Genomic DNA, 14,531 nt, shown 5'->3' with positions numbered 1-14,531 from the left:
GCCCGCCGCCGTGAAAGGAGCGCGATCCAGCCAATGGGAAGCAAACTAGGGGTCGCCGTTGCCGCAGTCGTCCTTGCCATCCCGCTGCTCGTAGGCGCCGGCGTCGCCGGCATCGGCAGCGCCCTGTTCGGCGGCAGCGACACGAGTTCGCTGATCTGTACGCCCGATGGGACAGCGACCGGCACCGCGCCGGGCCTGACCGCCGAGCAGATGAGCAACGCCGCCACCATCGTCGCGGTCGGCAAACAGATGGGTGTTCCCGAACCGGGCTGGGTGGTCGCGATCGCCGCCGCACTACAGGAATCGAAGCTCCGCAACCTGAATTATGGCGACCGTGACTCCCTCGGACTTTTCCAGCAACGCCCCTCGATGGGCTGGGGCACCGCGCAGCAGATCACCACACCGACCTACGCGGCGACGAAGTTCTTCGAACACCTCACCGCCACACCGAACTGGCAGACCATGAGCGTCAACGACGCCGCCCAAACCGTGCAAGGCTCAGGATTTCCCAACGCCTACGCCCAGCACGAGGACAAAGCGCGCGCGATCGTCGCCGCCGCTGTGTCCGGGATACGCTGCCAGCCTGCGCCACCGATGACCGGAACCGGTGACTGCAACAACATCAAGGCACCAAACGCTACCGCGATGACCGCGATCAACTACGCGTGCGGGCAACGAGGGCTGCCGTACGTCTGGGGTGGCGATGGCCCACAGAACGGCGACGCGGGATTCGACTGCTCAGGCCTGACCAAAGCCGCCTACGACGCCGCCGGGATCTCACTCCCGCGCACCGCGCACACCCAGTACCACGCCGGACCACGAGTGCCCGACGGGTCTCTGCTGCCGGGCGACCTCGTCTTCTACGGCCCACCCTCAAAAATTCGGCACGTAGGGCTCTACATCGGGAACGGGAAAATGCTGAACGCCCCGACCTTCGGCCAGCCAGTGCAAATCGATAACTACCGCCACCCCGGCGACGACTATGCGGGCGCCACACGACCCGCGCGCTAATCAAAGCCAGGTGGAACTCGGTCAGCCACTTGAATTTGATGTCGAGGTCACGGGGGCCGGCTGACCACTTCCGACGTATTTGCTTCCGATCCAGTACGGCGCAGTCAGACTGCCGAGTTTCACCCCTTCCGTGCGGATAACGGCGAAGTCACTTGCGTAAGCTGCGTCGTCCGCGCGGCGGCCTTCTAGCCGCAAAACTGCAGTGGGGCCACTCGCCTCGTCAAAGTGCCAGAATGCAACCACCTTCGGGCGCTCGAGGCCAGGCTGCTGGTTCGACCGAGCCGCGCTCTCAAGCTGAGCGCGGCAATTCTGCTCAGCTGCGGCTACGACCTGGCACAAGCGGTCATAGTTTTTTCCTTGTGCCAGGTCGATGGCCTGATTAAGCAGATTTTCAGCCTCCGCTCGCGAGATAGGCGACCGTGAAGGAAGCGGGGCGCCATGGGACGCACACGAGGCAGTCCCAATCGCCACAAGGCCGACTAGCATCCAGCCGAAAAAAGCTGATCTTACTTCCTTCACCTCAACCACCTCACTTGCCGAGTACTCCATCTTAGCAAGCAGGAAATACCCAAATACTACTGGGTATCGTTACACTTATCCCCGAGACCGGTATGCGTACAAGGAGCCCACCCCATTGTGATACGAGGATCGCCTGACACGCCTGTACCCTCTGGCGCCGTGAACGAGAAGACCAATTCCGATGCTCGGGTTTTGCCCCACGCCCGACCAGACCACCACGCCTTCAAGTAGACCTGTGGGTTCCATTTATCAACCTTGATCGTATCGCACGCCGGATAACTCCACGAGCCAGTAATCGGCCCGACCGCAACTCCGTAGGAAATTGTCTTACACTACCCGACGGGCAACTCGGAGCGCGGGCTCCAGTCGACCCACCTGGCATCTGGCGAGGTAATAAGGTTCTGCACCCCGCATCCTGTCAGGGTGAATATCTTACGATTCTGCTGAGTGGCGCACGTTTGCCACATACGGAAGATCCAGTTTCCCCGGCCCGCCGTCGGCGGCAACCATCCCAACTGCGTGCAGGCGTCCTGCCAACCAACTACAGTATCGCCTACCACTCCATCCGGATCCGGCTCCACCCAAACAACGCGCCGGAAACACTCGACTGGAAACCAGTTCGGCTCGGCCTGAATTCCCAGAGAAACCCGATCTCTCGCCTTTGAAACCTCGGCAGACGACGGCGGAGCAACGTTAAAGCCAAGCATGGCAGCTTCAGATCTCGCACCGTCGCCAGCGATCATTGATGCCGCTTCGGGAACAGGCCCGCCGGAACGGTATGCCGCCGCGACTTCAGATTGCTTCTTTGCACGAATCGAGACCTCTCCCTTCTGGGAGAAGACTTCATAGTCGGCAGGGTTTATCTGAATACCATGCCTATCAGCGATACCGTTTACGAATTCAGCGATCATTTTCTGAGACTGCGAAGCCGAGATAGTCTCGCCCGGCTTCCAATCCGAGCTCGAACTCGCATCCGCTGTTGCGACTTGCGGAACGCTAAGCAAGGTGGTTACCGCTACGGCTGCAACTAACTTCCAATCTGACAAGCGCACAGCAGTTGGACTCCTTAGTCACTACATCTCGGACGACCAGAAGTAGGACGACTTACCGAAGGCAGACTTACCCCGACGCGGAAAATTACCGCCACCTTCACCCTCCCCTGGTGAGTGGTTGCACTCCATGTGAATTCAACACAACACGTTAGATACTCAACAGGGGCCAACTGGGTGAATGATCAACTAGCGACGGCTTCACGAGCCGACTCGGGGAAGCTCCAGCGGAGTACAAATCCGCCATCTGGCCTAACAGGACCTAGCGCAGCACACCTCCTCAAATAAGGAGCGGAACGTACAGCGGCGCCCCGTATTCAGGACGTACCACCTGCACAAGCGTGGCGTTCGTCACGCAACTCAGATAGCGCGCGATTGTCGTCCATACGCTTCCACGTCGTCCAGCCGTCTGCCAGTTTGCCCTTGGTCGCCGCAGCGACGGCCGCAGCTAGGGTGCGATGGCAGTCCCATCGGCGAATTGCAGCTTGTCCGTCGTCGAGCACGTGGGCAGCGCGCACTTCCCCTTCGCCGCCTCGCCAGCATCGGGCAGGCTCCACTGCCAGGAAAGCAGGGACCAAATCGTCGCCCGCGGCGGGCAGTGCCACATCGCGCGGACGAGAAATCCGTTCACGGGCACCGGCCGGCTCCGTACGACTTTGGCCGAGGCGCGTCCTCTGCCAAGGGGAACCAAACGATCCGGTGGCATCGCGCCGTGGATCGAGTCAAAACCTATATCCGGCTTGACATCCCGACGCGACGGAGCGTCCCTGGACGTGCCATAGCGCGGACCGCGCACCATGTCGCCGAAGGGATGTGTCTCTTATGGACGGAATACGCGCTGCCGTTTCCGGCTGTACCGCAGTACTTCCGGTGTTGCCGGAGGGCGAGGTGTGGGTGGCGATGCCGTACAAACCGGCATTCCCCGGCATTATCCCCGCTGACGAGACACCACCCGGTCTCATCGAGGACCAGACCCGGTTCCCCGTCCTGCACAACCCGGACAACGACGTCGAGGTCGGGTTGCGGTGTCGCCCCGCTGTCGCGCGCTGGATCGGGATCCATCTGGAAGCGTTCTACGGCACCGCCCAATACCGCTTCACCTGGCACGGGGACATGCTGGAAGTCCACGATGACCCATGGGGCGACTCGGAGGAACCCCAGCCGCGTGTGATCCAGCCTGGGGACGATGGCCGCTACGAGATCCGGGATCTGTGGTATCCCGTGGCCCCGGAGGCGGTCGGCGCCCTGTGTCAGCGCCATCCTGACGCGCTTGCCGCGCTGACACGCGACGACACCCCGGCCCCTGTGCCGCACATGCTGGCGTACATGACCGATCATCCCGGCGCGTCGTCGTGGATGTGGCGGAACGTCGAGACCGCGCTGGCGAAGCTCGCCGTCGAGCTGGGTCGGTGACCTCCGTGGCGGCCGTCACGGCGCGCGACGTGCCCGAGATCCGGGCACGGATGACCGAATGGGCACGGGATCCCGGTTCGGACGGCGCGGGCAACTGGTTCCGGTTCTTCGTCGGCCCTCGGCCCGAGGACACGGCGGGCGAACCCGCGTTCCCGCCTCTGGACGACGTCGGCGCCACGATCGCGGACACGCTCAGCGCCCAGATCCCCGCCGCCGAGCTGTTCTACGTCTCCGCCAACCTGACCGACCTCGCGAGCCACGCCGCGACCACCCTGGCCGACTACCGCCTTCACCCCGAAGACCTGCCCGCCCCCGTGGGGCTGATGGTGTACGAGCACCCGCCCGTCGAGGGAACCGCCTCAGCGCGGCACGACGCCGTATCGCTGGTCTCGTGGGGTCCAGGGCGCGGCGGTGTGTGGGTGCAGAGCTGGGGAACCGTCCCCGACCCCGAACCGCTTGCGGTCGACGTCGGACGCAGGCTCGCCCACCTGCCCCGCGACTACGCCCTGTCCCAGATGCGGAAAGCCGCCGCGCTGAACCTGCCACTACCCGCACCGGGCAACAAGCCCGCCAGCCACGACGATGCCGTCGACCTCGGCGCCAAGCACATCCTGGCCACGTTTCTGCGCAATGCCGAACGCGCACCGATTCCGCCGAGTTTCTCCCCTTCGCACGGCTACGAATGGTGCGGCCTCACGCCCATGACGTTCACCGATATGAAGGGCTGGCCCAGCGCCCTGACCGAAGGTACTTCCGCCGCCGATATCGACGCCCAGATCGCCCTGCAGCGCACCATCCTCGCCACCTGGCTGCTGATGGGCCAGACCCTCGTGCAGTCCGAACGCACCACCGCGCCCCGCGCCGCCCGCCGCCGCATCGAACGCTACGACCCCACCCTCAATCAGGACGTTCGGCTCGTCGACCTCCGGCGCGCCCGCACCGCGCCCACAGACCACAGCGGCGACACCTCCGGCAAGAGCACCCGCGAATACCGCCACAGCTGGATCGTGCGCGGCCACTGGCGCAACCAGTACTACCCCAGCCGGGGCGACCACTGCCCCATCTGGATCGCCGACCACCTCGCCGGACCGGAAGACAAACCCCTCATCGGCGGCGACCGCGTCAATGTCCTACGCCGCTGACCCGGGACACCGCCAACGCCCCTTCGCAGCCGCTGTGGCGGGGAGCTTCCGCGACTGTCCACACCAGACGCTCTGCACCGCAGGCGCTTACCAACAAAGGGAAAGGGAACCATCAACATGACCACCACTGAAAGCATCGGCACCTCGGCGACCGATCCAGCTCCCACGCCCGTGACGATCATCGGCAACCTCCACGACAGGACCGCCGAGCTGCCGCTTCAGGACATCGCCGCCCGCATTCGCGAGGACCTCGTCGCCGTCCAGGACGACGACATGATCCACGCCGACGCGGAGTTCACGGTCACGGTGGACGAATCCGGTCCGCAAAGCCAGATCCGCATCACGATCACCGGGCTGCCCCACAGCGATCACGGCACCGCCGACGTCCCGACCATGGACGTGACGCGGAACGTCTTCCAGTCGGCGTTCGCACTCGCGAGCCACTACAACCGGTTCACCAGCGACCCCTACCAGCTGCGGTACCTCGTGGTCATCCAGGCCGTCCACAAGAGCGGTACCGTCTACGCTGAAGGCGTCGGCGCCATCGGACTCTGGGGCACGCTGTCCCAGCCCGAACCCGCGGAAGCACCTCTCCACCACGTGTAAGGCCCCTGAGAGACAACACCCCACTGCGGGGCGCGGCAAGCACGAGCCGTGCCCCGCAGTGGATTGCCGGCTACGGCCACACGTGGCCCGTTGTATGGCGCAAACACTAAACACACGACGTGTCCACATGAGACGCATGTCTTGTTTGACGGATCGCTTGACAATGGCGTGGTGACGAAGCGTCCATAGACATGTAGCCCGAACCACCGGATGCGCACCGGCGGGCCCAACGCCCCGGCTGGGGCATGACCATCCCATTCCATACCAACGCAGGGAGTTCGTCATGTCCCGTAAGAACCGCAACCCCGGCACCACCCCGACCCGCGACACCGCCATCGCCATCGACGGCGACCGCCAGCATGCCGTGGCCGACGCCCCCGGTCCACAGAACGCGCCCACCACGGAAGACAAGGTGCGGGACGCATTGGCCGCCAACCCTGGGGCCACGACCGCCGCACTGGCGATGGCCGCCGGAGTCGGCCGTTCGACCGCCGCGAAGATCCTGGCCCGTTGGGGCCACGACGGCACCGCGATCCGCACCGCCGGAGACGGCCCGCGCAATCCCGACACGTGGACGCTCGCCCCGTCGGTCCGTGACACCGACGCACCCGGCACCGAGCACATGCGACCGGACACCACGGCGAGCGACACCGCCGATGACACCGAGACAACACACGAGTCCGACTCCGGCGCCGACGGCGCGACCACCGCGAATACCACGGCGGGGCAGGTGACCACCAACGATTCGGCCACTGATGCCCCGGAGTCCGCCCGCACAGACACCACCAACGACGAGGCAGAGTCGACCACTGCCCCCGATGTCGAGAACGGCACCAGTCCGTTGCCCGACACCACATCGGAGGATCCGGCTGACAGCGCAACCGGAACCGAGCCATCTGCAGCAGAACCGCCTGCGGGCACCAACACTGCCGCCATAGGCGGGGGCCGTCTACCCAAGGGCGGTCTGCGGGCCCTGGTCGAGGAATACCTGACCGACCACCCGGGCGAGAGCTTCGGGCCCGCCAAAATCGGCAAGGACCTCGGGCGTTCGGGCGGGGCGGTCAATAACGCCCTGGAGAAGCTCGTCACCGACAAGTACGCGATCAAAACCTGCGAAGCACCGAAGCAATTCGCCATCAACCCGGACAAGACCGACGTCTCGGCAACCAGCGACACCACCGAGCCCGCATTGAAAGCCTGACCTCCGCCCGCCTGGGCCGCGCGCAGGACCGTCACCCCATTCCCTTGGGATCATCGGTCCCGCGCGCGGCTTTTCGCCTAAACCAATCGGGGTGCGCTGGGCCAGCTAGCGGGTAGATCACCGATGCCACGGCTGGAGCTGGCGATGGACCCGCACCGTTCAGCATGGAATGGCGCGCCGACCCAAGCCTGCCTGCCTCGCGCAGCCATCGTGCCCCGCCCGCCATGGCAGCGGAGGCTGGGGCACGATACGTCGTTCAGTCCCCTGCCCTGATGGCGGCGGGCCGTGCCGATTATGCGGCGATCAGGTCGTGCAGCAGGGCGCGGGTTTCGGCGTCGGTGGAATAGAGCACGGTCCCCGCCGTGGCGCGGGTGAGCAGCACGCGGTAGGTGCGACGCACCCACAAGTCGACGTCGGCCGCTGCCGCGCCGTCGAGGGCGTCGTCGCGGATGGCGGCGAGATCGGTAACCCACCGGTCTTCGCGCCACACGAGATCGGGGCCGAGGATGACGCCGCCATAGTCGTACTCGAAGCCTTGCGCGCTATAGACGCAGCCGACCTGGCCGGCACCCGCGGGATCGATCGCCCACAGCGGCGAGGGTGGAAGGCCGTTGACCACGCGCTGGCCCTTCACACACCACGGGCGCTGCCAATCGCCGATCACAATGTCCTCGACCAGCGGATTTCCAGGCCTCGCGTCGCTCCACGGCCAGCACAACCCTGCCGTGATCCGGGCGCTCGCCCCGAGCTCGCTCTTCGCCCGCAGCAGCTGCTCCAGCTCGCCGGGGCTGTCGACCACCCGCAGCTCGAACCGCGGCACGGGCTGTTCCCGGTTCCATGGGGTCGGCTTCCGGGGTGGGGCGTCGAGACCGAGCAGGCGACGGACCCAACTGTCGTAGTGTGCGCTGCGGTGGCGGTGCTGGCTCGTCAGCTCAGCGCAGTGCACGGTGGCACCGCTGGCCTGGGCGGCCGTCACGAGATAGTCGCGGGTGCCGATCTGGCCAGGGCGAATCGCCTGGTCCTCGTCGAGAAGGAACACCACGACGCGAGCGGTCTCGAGCAGCTGCGCGGCTTGGGTGCGATCGCTGCGACGCGAGGCGGGCGTGTAGCGGGTGTTCGAGGTAGCCCGCAGCTGGTGCGCGTCATCGCACACCAGCACATCCAACCCGTCGGATTCGATGTCGGTGGCGGTGCCGAAGTACTGGAAGAGCTTTTGGGTGGCGCGGGAGCCATGTCCGACGGTCTTCCGCAGTGCGGTGGTGAACGCCTGCGAGCCAGTGGCGTGCCGAACCCGGTAGCCGGCACGCACCGCCTCGCCGAGCAGAGTCAGCGCGAGGGCGCTCTTGCCCGTGCCTGCGGCTCCGGCGACCATCACCACGGCCGTCCGTCTGTCCTCGTCGGCGAGGAGCTGTCGCACCTGGCCTAGGACGGCGCGCTGATCGTCTGAAGGGGCGAACACGTCGGCATGGGTGAGCGAGCGAGCCGCGAGGTCGAACAGAGTGGGCGCCGCGGAGCGCGAGGGTGTTCCGGCGTTCGACATGACGGTTACGGTCCTCCTCGCTGCGGGACGTACGGGTGCCAGGGTCTCAAGGCTCCGGCTTTGTTCGTGCCTGGAGGTGCGCTTGGGGCGAGCGGCACCAGGTCGCGCAACCGCCGCCTCCAAGCGCTCGCTGCTTGTGGCGGCCCGCTCGCCGCTGAAACCGGGACGGGCCCTGTACCTCACCCTCGGATTTCTCCGAGACGGCCTGGAAGACACACCGCTTCGGCGACGTCCCGGCGCAGCCGGGGACGCACCCACAGCCCGTGATGGCGGGCGGGTTCGATCACGGCGGGAAAGCTGGCTCGGTACTCCTCCGCCCGGACCGGCGCGTTGGTGGGTGCGGTCATCGTGACTCTTCTTCGACAGTCGTGTTCTGATGGAGGGGCTGGATCCAGCGGTGCGCGACGGGATCCCAGGTGGCGGTGGCCATCAGGCGGTTGAGGTCGGGGAGCCCGTCGTCCCCGTAGGTCCAGCCGAACTCGAAGCATTCGGCCGCTCCGGGCCATCGCCCGGACCAGATGTCCTCCGTGCATGGGCACGCTTCGTCGTGGCCCGTGCGCTGTCCTCCGGTGGCCAGGCAGCGCGCCACAGAACACCACTCGTGATGGACGTGGCCGATCTTGACGTGGCAACGCGGGCAGGACGGCTGTAACGGCCCACGAGGCCGCAACCACAGCGGGGCGGTCATGCGGGCCTCCCAGTCGGGTCATGCTGGCCTTCGAGGTACTCGTCCCACGACCGCGCCTCGGCACCGACGTGCGTGTCGTGCAGACGGGCACCGGGGTTCGCGAGAAGATGGCGGTACGCGAGGACCAGTCCAGCTCCTGCGGTGACGGCCTCGGCGAGGCGCAGGTGCATGCGTGCCCAGTCGAAGCAGCGCTTGTACTCGTTCTGGTCAGCCGGATACCAGCTGAGTTTCGGATGCATCGCGCGGGCGCGCGCGAACAGGGCCTCGGCGGCGGCGTAATGCTCGGCGGCGCTGCGTGGCTTACCCGCCTCTGGCGCGGCGGCCGGGTCGGCGGGCGTGGTCTGTGACGACATGGTGTGTCCTCGTTTCAAGGTTGTCGGTGATCAGTTGGCGGTGAACACGGCGCGGGCGCGGGGGTCGGTCAGCACCGGGTGCGTGGCGTGGCGGTCGTCGTCGGCGACGAGCACGCGCACGCTGAAGCGGGGCGGCCCGCCAGAGGGATCGGTCCAGCCGTAGAGGGCCGGTAGCTGAGTGAGCGCCTGTGCGGTGGCTGCGGCGGCGGGGTCGCCGTCGCGGTAGCCGAAGACCTCGAACCCCAGCTCCACCGCCGTCTCGTCGGCGGTGACGGCGTAGCGCAGGTGCGGCGGCAGCTGAGCCCGCAGTTCGGTGAGGGCGGTGGGTTCACCCGGGCCGGGTGGTCCGGTGAGATCGGTCAGGATCCGCTGTCCGAGCTGGGGCAGGTCGTGACGGTAGGTGTCGCCCAACAGCGGGCCGTAGCGGCGGGCGGTGGTGTCGGCGACGTCGATCCCGGTGTAGCCACAGATATCGCGCATGTACGGGAATTCCAATGGTGTCTCGTCGGGTCCGGGTGGGATGTACTCGTCGGCGCGCAGCGACCACCGGTCACCCCGTCTCGCGGTCCACACCGCGTCAGTGTCGAAGGCGTACACGTAGTCGGTGCCGTGGCTGGTGGGCCAAGGCCACGGCCACTCACCGTTTCCGAGCGTCACCTCGCCGGCCTCGTGGATCTCGGCGGTGCGCAGGAAGAGCGCGACAAGGGTGATGTACCCGCCCGCGGACCGGGCTCGCCGGATCTCGTCGAGCCAGCGGCCACTCCGGGTACCGAGGCGAACGGATCCGAGCCAGTCGGCATCCGGACCACGTCCGAGGTAGAAGTCGTGCGTTGTGCTACTCATTGGGTGCCACCGCCAATGATGGGCAGGTCGGCGGGTTTCTCCCGCATCAACGGCATCGGCACCGACGGTGGCGCGGCCGGATCACGCAGCCACGCGTACAAATCGGGCGGGCCGAGCGAGTCGTCCTCTTCCGGAAACCAGGGGTTGAGCGGGTCGAGGCGGTGCCAGCGGACACCGCCGCCCACGGTGGCGAATACCGCGCCGTCGCCGGAGTCGAAGGTGATGATCCAGCTGCTGTTGTGGCTGGAGTACCACGGCCACGGCCAGCCGCCCTCGCGCCGATACGCACGACCGAGACGTTCCTCCTCCCACACGTCGAAAGCGTCGGCCACGGCCGTGCGGAAGGCGGCCTCGTTGGTCGCAGTGATCGCCAGCCTCACGAGCGGGACGGCGAGGAAGTTCTCGGGGTAGCACTCCCCTTGCAGGGAGCCGATCCACTCGGCGTCCTCGCCGCGTCCGAGGTAGAAGTCGGTGTTGCTCGACATCGCCAGGTCCTCCTTATCGTGACTGCGCATAGGGAGCCCGGTCGGCGGGTGCCGGGACACAGGCATACGGATCGGGCGGCGGATACGGCGGAGAGTCGCCGTAGTGGGTGGCGCCCTGATCGGATTCGGTGCCGCTGCCGAGGCGGTAAGCCAGCACGATCACCGGGGTCCACGGCCCGGGTAGCATCACGGCCAGCACTGTCCACATGAGTCGCTTCTTCCTGTCGAGCATGATGTGTCGCCCTTTCTGTAGTGCAAGGGAAAATGGTTTGGTCAGCTGAAGGTGGGAATCACACCCAGCGTGCCGACGACATCGGCCACTGCGGCGGGAACGTCCATCACCGCGAACACGGCGTAGCCCCCAAGTTCGGTGTTGGCGGTAACCCCGACACGGCTGCACAACCCCGCCTCGCAGCGGCCGCTGTTCCACTCTTCGAACGAGATCCCCGCCTCGGTGAGCATCCGCCACGCGGCCGGGCAGTACAGGCGCAGTACCTCGGGCCACGCGCGCTCGGGCACGTCGAGCTCGCCGCAGTACAGCGCGGACACCACCGCGACAGTCGACGCGCGACCGGTCAGGATGTAACCCCAGTCCGGATCGAATCGCTCGACCGGGCGGTACCGTTTATCCCGTCCGGTCAGGGCGGGCAGAATCTCGCCCACCTCGGGCTCGGCGTGACGGTAGAGGTCATGGGGAATAGGCAGGAAGGTGGTCATTTCCGCTCTGTCCTTTCTGGACTCTGGGATCGTGGGGTTGCGTCGGAGGACGGGCGTTCATCGGCGGCAGGTGTATCGGGCAGGCGGTACACCGGGAGCGGGACCGCTGGTGCCGCACGGGGGTCGCGCAGCCACGTCGCGAAGTCCGGCGGTCCACACCGCAACGGTGGGCGCGGGTCGTCGGGGTCGAGGCGGTGCCAGCGGTCGCCGCCGCCACCGGTCATGTGCGCGGCGCCGTCGAGGTAGGTGATGATCCAGTCGTTGTGGTGGCTGGATTCCCACTCCCATGGCCATCCGTTGTGGGGTCTGTGCGCGACACCGAGTCCTTTCCACGCCCAGCTCACCAGCAGGGCTGTCACGGCGTGCTGGTAGGCAACGGGCTCGACCGCCGCCAATGCGGCCCGGCCGTAGGGCACTTTGAGGAGGTTGTCGGGGTGGCAGGCGAACTGCAGGGAACCCTGCCATTGCGCGGTCGGTCCGGTGCCGAGGTAGAAGTCGGTGCGCGTGACCATCACGAAGTCCCTTCTGGGGCTGGTGGGCTGGGTCAGAGGTCCTCGCGGACGGGGCAGCCGGGTGTGTGGCCGACGCCGGAGGTCAGTCCGGGCGGGCACGGCACGGGAGTGCCCGTGGCCCGTGCGTCGAGGTAGTGGCCCAGCGCGGCAGGGTCGTTGGCCGCGAGTAGCGGTACCTCGCCGCCGCACTCCGGGCACAGCCCGAGGGCACGCAGGTCGTCCACCGTGCCGTGGAAACAGGTCAACCGGTACTCGGTGCCGCCGTCGGTGATGGTCACCCGAAACCAGTTCCACCCGCCGTGCTGACGGTCGCGATCGTCGGTGACCGTCACCGCCGTCCTCGCCACACCGAACTCCTCGGCCACGTCACGGCCCAGCGTGCGGCGGAGGGCGGCGCGCTGGAGGTAGGCGGGATCGCGGCCGAAGTCAAGGCCCGGGTTTTGCCGTCGGGCCTGGTCGAAGGCCTCGCGAGCGCGCCCGGCAAGCGTGGTATCTCCGCGAGCCGGAGGCTGCTCGTGGTCAAGAGTGATGCTGTGCCAGTCATTCTCGGTGTCGTCGATGCTGAAGACGCCTTCGGGCAGGTACAGCACACGCCCGCCGTCAAAGGTGTACGCACCTCCCACGTGGAGGTTCGTGGGCCGCCACGTTCTCCATGTCGCGAGGTCGTGGTCGCAGCCCGACACCGCTGGCCCGAAGCCGCACATCGACCACGCTTCGGCCAGGGTGTCCAGTGCGGTATAGAAGTCGGTCTCGGTGGTAGCGGTCAGGAATTGCTGTCCGACGGGTAGCAGGGCGATGGTCGCGGGGTCGGGTGTCCTGTCCGGGTATGCGGATTCAAGGTAGCCGACGTACTGGGTGCCTGGGCCCGTGCCGAGGAAGACCTCAACGCGGGAAGCTTTGCGCGGATCGCGTGGGCGCAGGCGTGTGAGGTTGGCATTGATCGTGGTCATGTCGTCTCCTGGGTTTCCGTCGATGTGGACGGTGCGGCGGTGGTGGCGTCCTCGGCACGCAGTGCCTGTGCGAGTGCGGGAATGCGAGTCAGCGCGTCGTCGACCGCCATGGTCAGCGTGATGCTCACGAGGTCGCCGCTCATGAAGTAGATGCGGGCGGGCTGAGGTGCCTGCGGGAACGCGCTTTCCAACTGGTCGGCGATCTCGCGCTGAGCTTTGCACTGGCGCGTTTGGGCTTGGAGGCGTTCGCGTAGGGCGGTCTGGGCGCGGTCGAGCCACTGATGGAAGGCCGGGATCAGCCGCTGGTGGATGTGGGCCGCGACCTCGGTGGCCGGAGCACCGACGGCGAACGTGGCAACGGGGAACGGGTCTCGGCGGTACCAGAGCCAGGCGTCGTCAAGCTCTCGCGGGAGATCCCCGGGAACGAGCCGGTAGCGCCACGCGCCCGGTCCTGGTACCGGCTTGAAGCCGACACTGACCCCGGTGGCCAAGCACACGACGTCGGCGACCTGGTCTCGGTCTCGGCCACGGCCGACCGTCCACTTGCCCGGTAGCGCGGTCGCGACGTCGATCGCGGCGAGGGCCACCCGGTCTTCTTTGCTGATGCGTACGGGTTTGTCAGCCGTCGCGACTGCAATCGTTGTCATGACAGGGCCCCTTTCGTTGTCCCGCGCGGAGTTCCGACGCGTGTGCGGAGTAGAGACAGTGCGGGTGGTGGGCGGGGTCGCCGTGGAATTCGAAAGGTGCGGTGTAGTGGAAGCGGTGCTTGGCCCCGACGTCGAGGTGGGCGCCGAGCCTCACCCCGGGGGATTTGATCGAGGTCACCAGCGACGGCCGCCGCTGGTATTTCATTCCCGACCTGTCCGGGTTCGTGATGTGGTCCTGGCTGCTGCTCGGCCCGTGCCCCGGACTGCGAGGCACCGCGGGTCCCCACCGCGCGAGTCGCCGGCCTCGCCGACCGGTGGCGCCGGTGCCGTAGTGGCGGTCCGGGTCGTCCCGCACGAGCACGGTATCGACACCGACGCCGAGCGCGGCCGCGATATGGCTTGTGGTGATCGCGCGGCGATTCCACGACGACCGGGCACCGTGGCGATCGGCGAACGCGCGCGGCGCGATGGCGCGGTGAAGGCGGGCGACAGTGATCACGCGGTCGCTCAGCGAGGCGGGTGCGTCGCTGTGTGTCGCGTCAGTGATCATCGCGGCCACCCCAACGCGTCGACGACGGGATCGGGAAGGTACTGAACGTGCCCGCCGCCTACGCAGAGCCACGCCACGGGCTGACTGGTGTCGCCCTGAGCGAACAGGACCTGCGCGAGCGGGTACTCCAGCGAGTCGAAGATCGGCTCCTCGCAGGGCGGTGGTGTGGCGATTCGTACCGGGGCGGCCGGGTCGTAGTGGCCGAGGGCGGCGATCAGCTCGCCCACGGTGGCGATGGTGGAGTCGGTCATCAGTGGTCATCTCCTGGTGGTGTGTGGGCCCGGGCGGGGCGGGAAATGGAGGAG

Annotated in this window: 19 protein-coding genes; 5 read left to right on the top strand and 14 right to left on the bottom strand. The window is 67.0% G+C overall.

Features of this window, described 5'->3' with window-relative positions:
* Window positions 1-33: 33 nt before the first annotated feature.
* A complete protein-coding gene (locus ACIBTM_RS39490) occupies window positions 34-1,011 on the top strand; it encodes a C40 family peptidase (protein WP_395882256.1) in 978 nt (325 codons plus the stop codon).
* Window positions 1,012-1,862: 851 nt separating this feature from the next.
* Here ACIBTM_RS39490 and ACIBTM_RS39485 read toward each other — a convergent pair.
* Window positions 1,863-2,441: a hypothetical protein gene (locus ACIBTM_RS39485; RefSeq protein WP_395882255.1), complete on the bottom strand. Its 579-nt coding sequence runs from the start codon at window positions 2,439-2,441 to the stop codon at window positions 1,863-1,865.
* A gap of 1,038 nt (window positions 2,442-3,479) precedes the next feature.
* On the opposite strand from ACIBTM_RS39485, the gene ACIBTM_RS39480 reads away from it, so the two are divergent.
* From ACIBTM_RS39480 to ACIBTM_RS39465, 4 genes are all read left to right on the top strand, one after another.
* Entirely contained in the window at window positions 3,480-3,992 is a 513-nt protein-coding gene (locus tag ACIBTM_RS39480; RefSeq protein WP_395882254.1) for a hypothetical protein, read from the top strand.
* Window positions 3,989-5,134, top strand: a complete 1,146-nt coding sequence (locus ACIBTM_RS39475) for a hypothetical protein (RefSeq protein ID WP_395882253.1) — start codon at window positions 3,989-3,991, stop codon at window positions 5,132-5,134. Before ACIBTM_RS39480 ends, ACIBTM_RS39475 begins: the two co-directional genes overlap by 4 nt.
* Window positions 5,135-5,251: 117 nt before the next feature.
* Window positions 5,252-5,740, top strand: coding sequence for a hypothetical protein (locus tag ACIBTM_RS39470; RefSeq protein WP_395882252.1), 489 nt, complete (start codon window positions 5,252-5,254; stop codon window positions 5,738-5,740).
* 283 nt (window positions 5,741-6,023) lie between these two features.
* Window positions 6,024-6,941 (top strand): hypothetical protein, encoded by a 918-nt coding sequence (locus ACIBTM_RS39465; RefSeq protein WP_395882251.1) that lies wholly within the window; start codon window positions 6,024-6,026, stop codon window positions 6,939-6,941.
* A gap of 292 nt (window positions 6,942-7,233) precedes the next feature.
* On the opposite strand, the gene ACIBTM_RS39460 is transcribed toward ACIBTM_RS39465, so the two are convergent.
* The 13 genes from ACIBTM_RS39460 to ACIBTM_RS39400 form a co-directional block, all read right to left on the bottom strand.
* A complete protein-coding gene (locus ACIBTM_RS39460; protein ID WP_395882250.1) occupies window positions 7,234-8,481 on the bottom strand; it encodes a DNA/RNA helicase domain-containing protein in 1,248 nt (415 codons plus the stop codon).
* A gap of 179 nt (window positions 8,482-8,660) precedes the next feature.
* The gene (locus ACIBTM_RS39455; RefSeq protein ID WP_395882249.1) at window positions 8,661-8,828 is read right to left on the bottom strand and encodes a hypothetical protein; all 168 of its coding nucleotides are present in this window, start codon (window positions 8,826-8,828) and stop codon (window positions 8,661-8,663) included.
* On the bottom strand, window positions 8,825-9,169 hold the full coding sequence (locus tag ACIBTM_RS39450; protein ID WP_395882248.1) for a hypothetical protein: 345 nt from the start codon (window positions 9,167-9,169) through the stop codon (window positions 8,825-8,827). The genes ACIBTM_RS39455 and ACIBTM_RS39450 overlap by 4 nt, the downstream gene beginning before the upstream one ends.
* On the bottom strand, window positions 9,166-9,522 hold the full coding sequence (locus ACIBTM_RS39445) for a hypothetical protein (RefSeq protein WP_395882247.1): 357 nt from the start codon (window positions 9,520-9,522) through the stop codon (window positions 9,166-9,168). The genes ACIBTM_RS39450 and ACIBTM_RS39445 overlap by 4 nt, the downstream gene beginning before the upstream one ends.
* Before the next feature lie 30 nt (window positions 9,523-9,552).
* Window positions 9,553-10,365, bottom strand: coding sequence for a hypothetical protein (locus ACIBTM_RS39440; RefSeq protein WP_395882246.1), 813 nt, complete (start codon window positions 10,363-10,365; stop codon window positions 9,553-9,555).
* The gene (locus ACIBTM_RS39435; RefSeq protein ID WP_395882245.1) at window positions 10,362-10,850 is read right to left on the bottom strand and encodes a hypothetical protein; all 489 of its coding nucleotides are present in this window, start codon (window positions 10,848-10,850) and stop codon (window positions 10,362-10,364) included. The genes ACIBTM_RS39440 and ACIBTM_RS39435 overlap by 4 nt, the downstream gene beginning before the upstream one ends.
* Window positions 10,851-10,863: 13 nt before the next feature.
* Window positions 10,864-11,058 carry a hypothetical protein gene (locus ACIBTM_RS39430; RefSeq protein ID WP_395882244.1) on the bottom strand — a complete coding sequence of 65 codons (195 nt, stop codon included), beginning with the start codon at window positions 11,056-11,058 and terminating at the stop codon, window positions 10,864-10,866.
* 65 nt (window positions 11,059-11,123) lie between these two features.
* Entirely contained in the window at window positions 11,124-11,567 is a 444-nt protein-coding gene (locus ACIBTM_RS39425) for a hypothetical protein (protein WP_395882243.1), read from the bottom strand.
* The gene (locus tag ACIBTM_RS39420) at window positions 11,564-12,079 is read right to left on the bottom strand and encodes a hypothetical protein (RefSeq protein WP_395882242.1); all 516 of its coding nucleotides are present in this window, start codon (window positions 12,077-12,079) and stop codon (window positions 11,564-11,566) included. Before ACIBTM_RS39420 ends, ACIBTM_RS39425 begins: the two co-directional genes overlap by 4 nt.
* A gap of 32 nt (window positions 12,080-12,111) precedes the next feature.
* Window positions 12,112-13,029: a hypothetical protein gene (locus ACIBTM_RS39415; RefSeq protein ID WP_395882241.1), complete on the bottom strand. Its 918-nt coding sequence runs from the start codon at window positions 13,027-13,029 to the stop codon at window positions 12,112-12,114.
* Window positions 13,026-13,676 (bottom strand): hypothetical protein, encoded by a 651-nt coding sequence (locus ACIBTM_RS39410; RefSeq protein WP_395882240.1) that lies wholly within the window; start codon window positions 13,674-13,676, stop codon window positions 13,026-13,028. Before ACIBTM_RS39410 ends, ACIBTM_RS39415 begins: the two co-directional genes overlap by 4 nt.
* A complete protein-coding gene (locus ACIBTM_RS39405; RefSeq protein ID WP_395882239.1) occupies window positions 13,648-14,226 on the bottom strand; it encodes a hypothetical protein in 579 nt (192 codons plus the stop codon). The genes ACIBTM_RS39410 and ACIBTM_RS39405 overlap by 29 nt, the downstream gene beginning before the upstream one ends.
* The gene (locus tag ACIBTM_RS39400; RefSeq protein ID WP_395882238.1) at window positions 14,223-14,477 is read right to left on the bottom strand and encodes a hypothetical protein; all 255 of its coding nucleotides are present in this window, start codon (window positions 14,475-14,477) and stop codon (window positions 14,223-14,225) included. The genes ACIBTM_RS39405 and ACIBTM_RS39400 overlap by 4 nt, the downstream gene beginning before the upstream one ends.
* Window positions 14,478-14,531: the final 54 nt, after the last annotated feature.

It is taken from the genome of Amycolatopsis sp. NPDC049868, assembly GCF_044461365.1.
Taxonomy (GTDB): domain Bacteria; phylum Actinomycetota; class Actinomycetes; order Mycobacteriales; family Pseudonocardiaceae; genus Amycolatopsis.
Note: the sequence above shows the minus strand (reverse complement) of the source record. Positions and strands in the feature narration are given on the sequence as shown.

What these genes read in the sequence shown, in the direction of transcription:
- ACIBTM_RS39490 (WP_395882256.1), top strand. Translation starts at nt 34, where the DNA reads ATGGGAAGCAAACTAGGGGTCGCCGTTGCCGCAGTCGTCCTTGCCATC.
- ACIBTM_RS39440 (WP_395882246.1), bottom strand. Translation starts at nt 10,365, where the DNA reads ATGAGTAGCACAACGCACGACTTCTACCTCGGACGTGGTCCGGATGCC.
- ACIBTM_RS39435 (WP_395882245.1), bottom strand. Translation starts at nt 10,850, where the DNA reads ATGTCGAGCAACACCGACTTCTACCTCGGACGCGGCGAGGACGCCGAG.
- ACIBTM_RS39455 (WP_395882249.1), bottom strand. Translation starts at nt 8,828, where the DNA reads ATGACCGCACCCACCAACGCGCCGGTCCGGGCGGAGGAGTACCGAGCC.
- ACIBTM_RS39405 (WP_395882239.1), bottom strand. Translation starts at nt 14,226, where the DNA reads ATGATCACTGACGCGACACACAGCGACGCACCCGCCTCGCTGAGCGAC.
- ACIBTM_RS39415 (WP_395882241.1), bottom strand. Translation starts at nt 13,029, where the DNA reads ATGACCACGATCAATGCCAACCTCACACGCCTGCGCCCACGCGATCCG.
- ACIBTM_RS39430 (WP_395882244.1), bottom strand. Translation starts at nt 11,058, where the DNA reads ATGTGGACAGTGCTGGCCGTGATGCTACCCGGGCCGTGGACCCCGGTG.
- ACIBTM_RS39410 (WP_395882240.1), bottom strand. Translation starts at nt 13,676, where the DNA reads ATGACAACGATTGCAGTCGCGACGGCTGACAAACCCGTACGCATCAGC.
- ACIBTM_RS39460 (WP_395882250.1), bottom strand. Translation starts at nt 8,481, where the DNA reads ATGTCGAACGCCGGAACACCCTCGCGCTCCGCGGCGCCCACTCTGTTC.
- ACIBTM_RS39480 (WP_395882254.1), top strand. Translation starts at nt 3,480, where the DNA reads ATGCCGTACAAACCGGCATTCCCCGGCATTATCCCCGCTGACGAGACA.
- ACIBTM_RS39485 (WP_395882255.1), bottom strand. Translation starts at nt 2,441, where the DNA reads ATGATCGCTGAATTCGTAAACGGTATCGCTGATAGGCATGGTATTCAG.
- ACIBTM_RS39400 (WP_395882238.1), bottom strand. Translation starts at nt 14,477, where the DNA reads ATGACCGACTCCACCATCGCCACCGTGGGCGAGCTGATCGCCGCCCTC.
- ACIBTM_RS39425 (WP_395882243.1), bottom strand. Translation starts at nt 11,567, where the DNA reads ATGACCACCTTCCTGCCTATTCCCCATGACCTCTACCGTCACGCCGAG.
- ACIBTM_RS39420 (WP_395882242.1), bottom strand. Translation starts at nt 12,079, where the DNA reads ATGGTCACGCGCACCGACTTCTACCTCGGCACCGGACCGACCGCGCAA.
- ACIBTM_RS39470 (WP_395882252.1), top strand. Translation starts at nt 5,252, where the DNA reads ATGACCACCACTGAAAGCATCGGCACCTCGGCGACCGATCCAGCTCCC.
- ACIBTM_RS39445 (WP_395882247.1), bottom strand. Translation starts at nt 9,522, where the DNA reads ATGTCGTCACAGACCACGCCCGCCGACCCGGCCGCCGCGCCAGAGGCG.
- ACIBTM_RS39465 (WP_395882251.1), top strand. Translation starts at nt 6,024, where the DNA reads ATGTCCCGTAAGAACCGCAACCCCGGCACCACCCCGACCCGCGACACC.
- ACIBTM_RS39450 (WP_395882248.1), bottom strand. Translation starts at nt 9,169, where the DNA reads ATGACCGCCCCGCTGTGGTTGCGGCCTCGTGGGCCGTTACAGCCGTCC.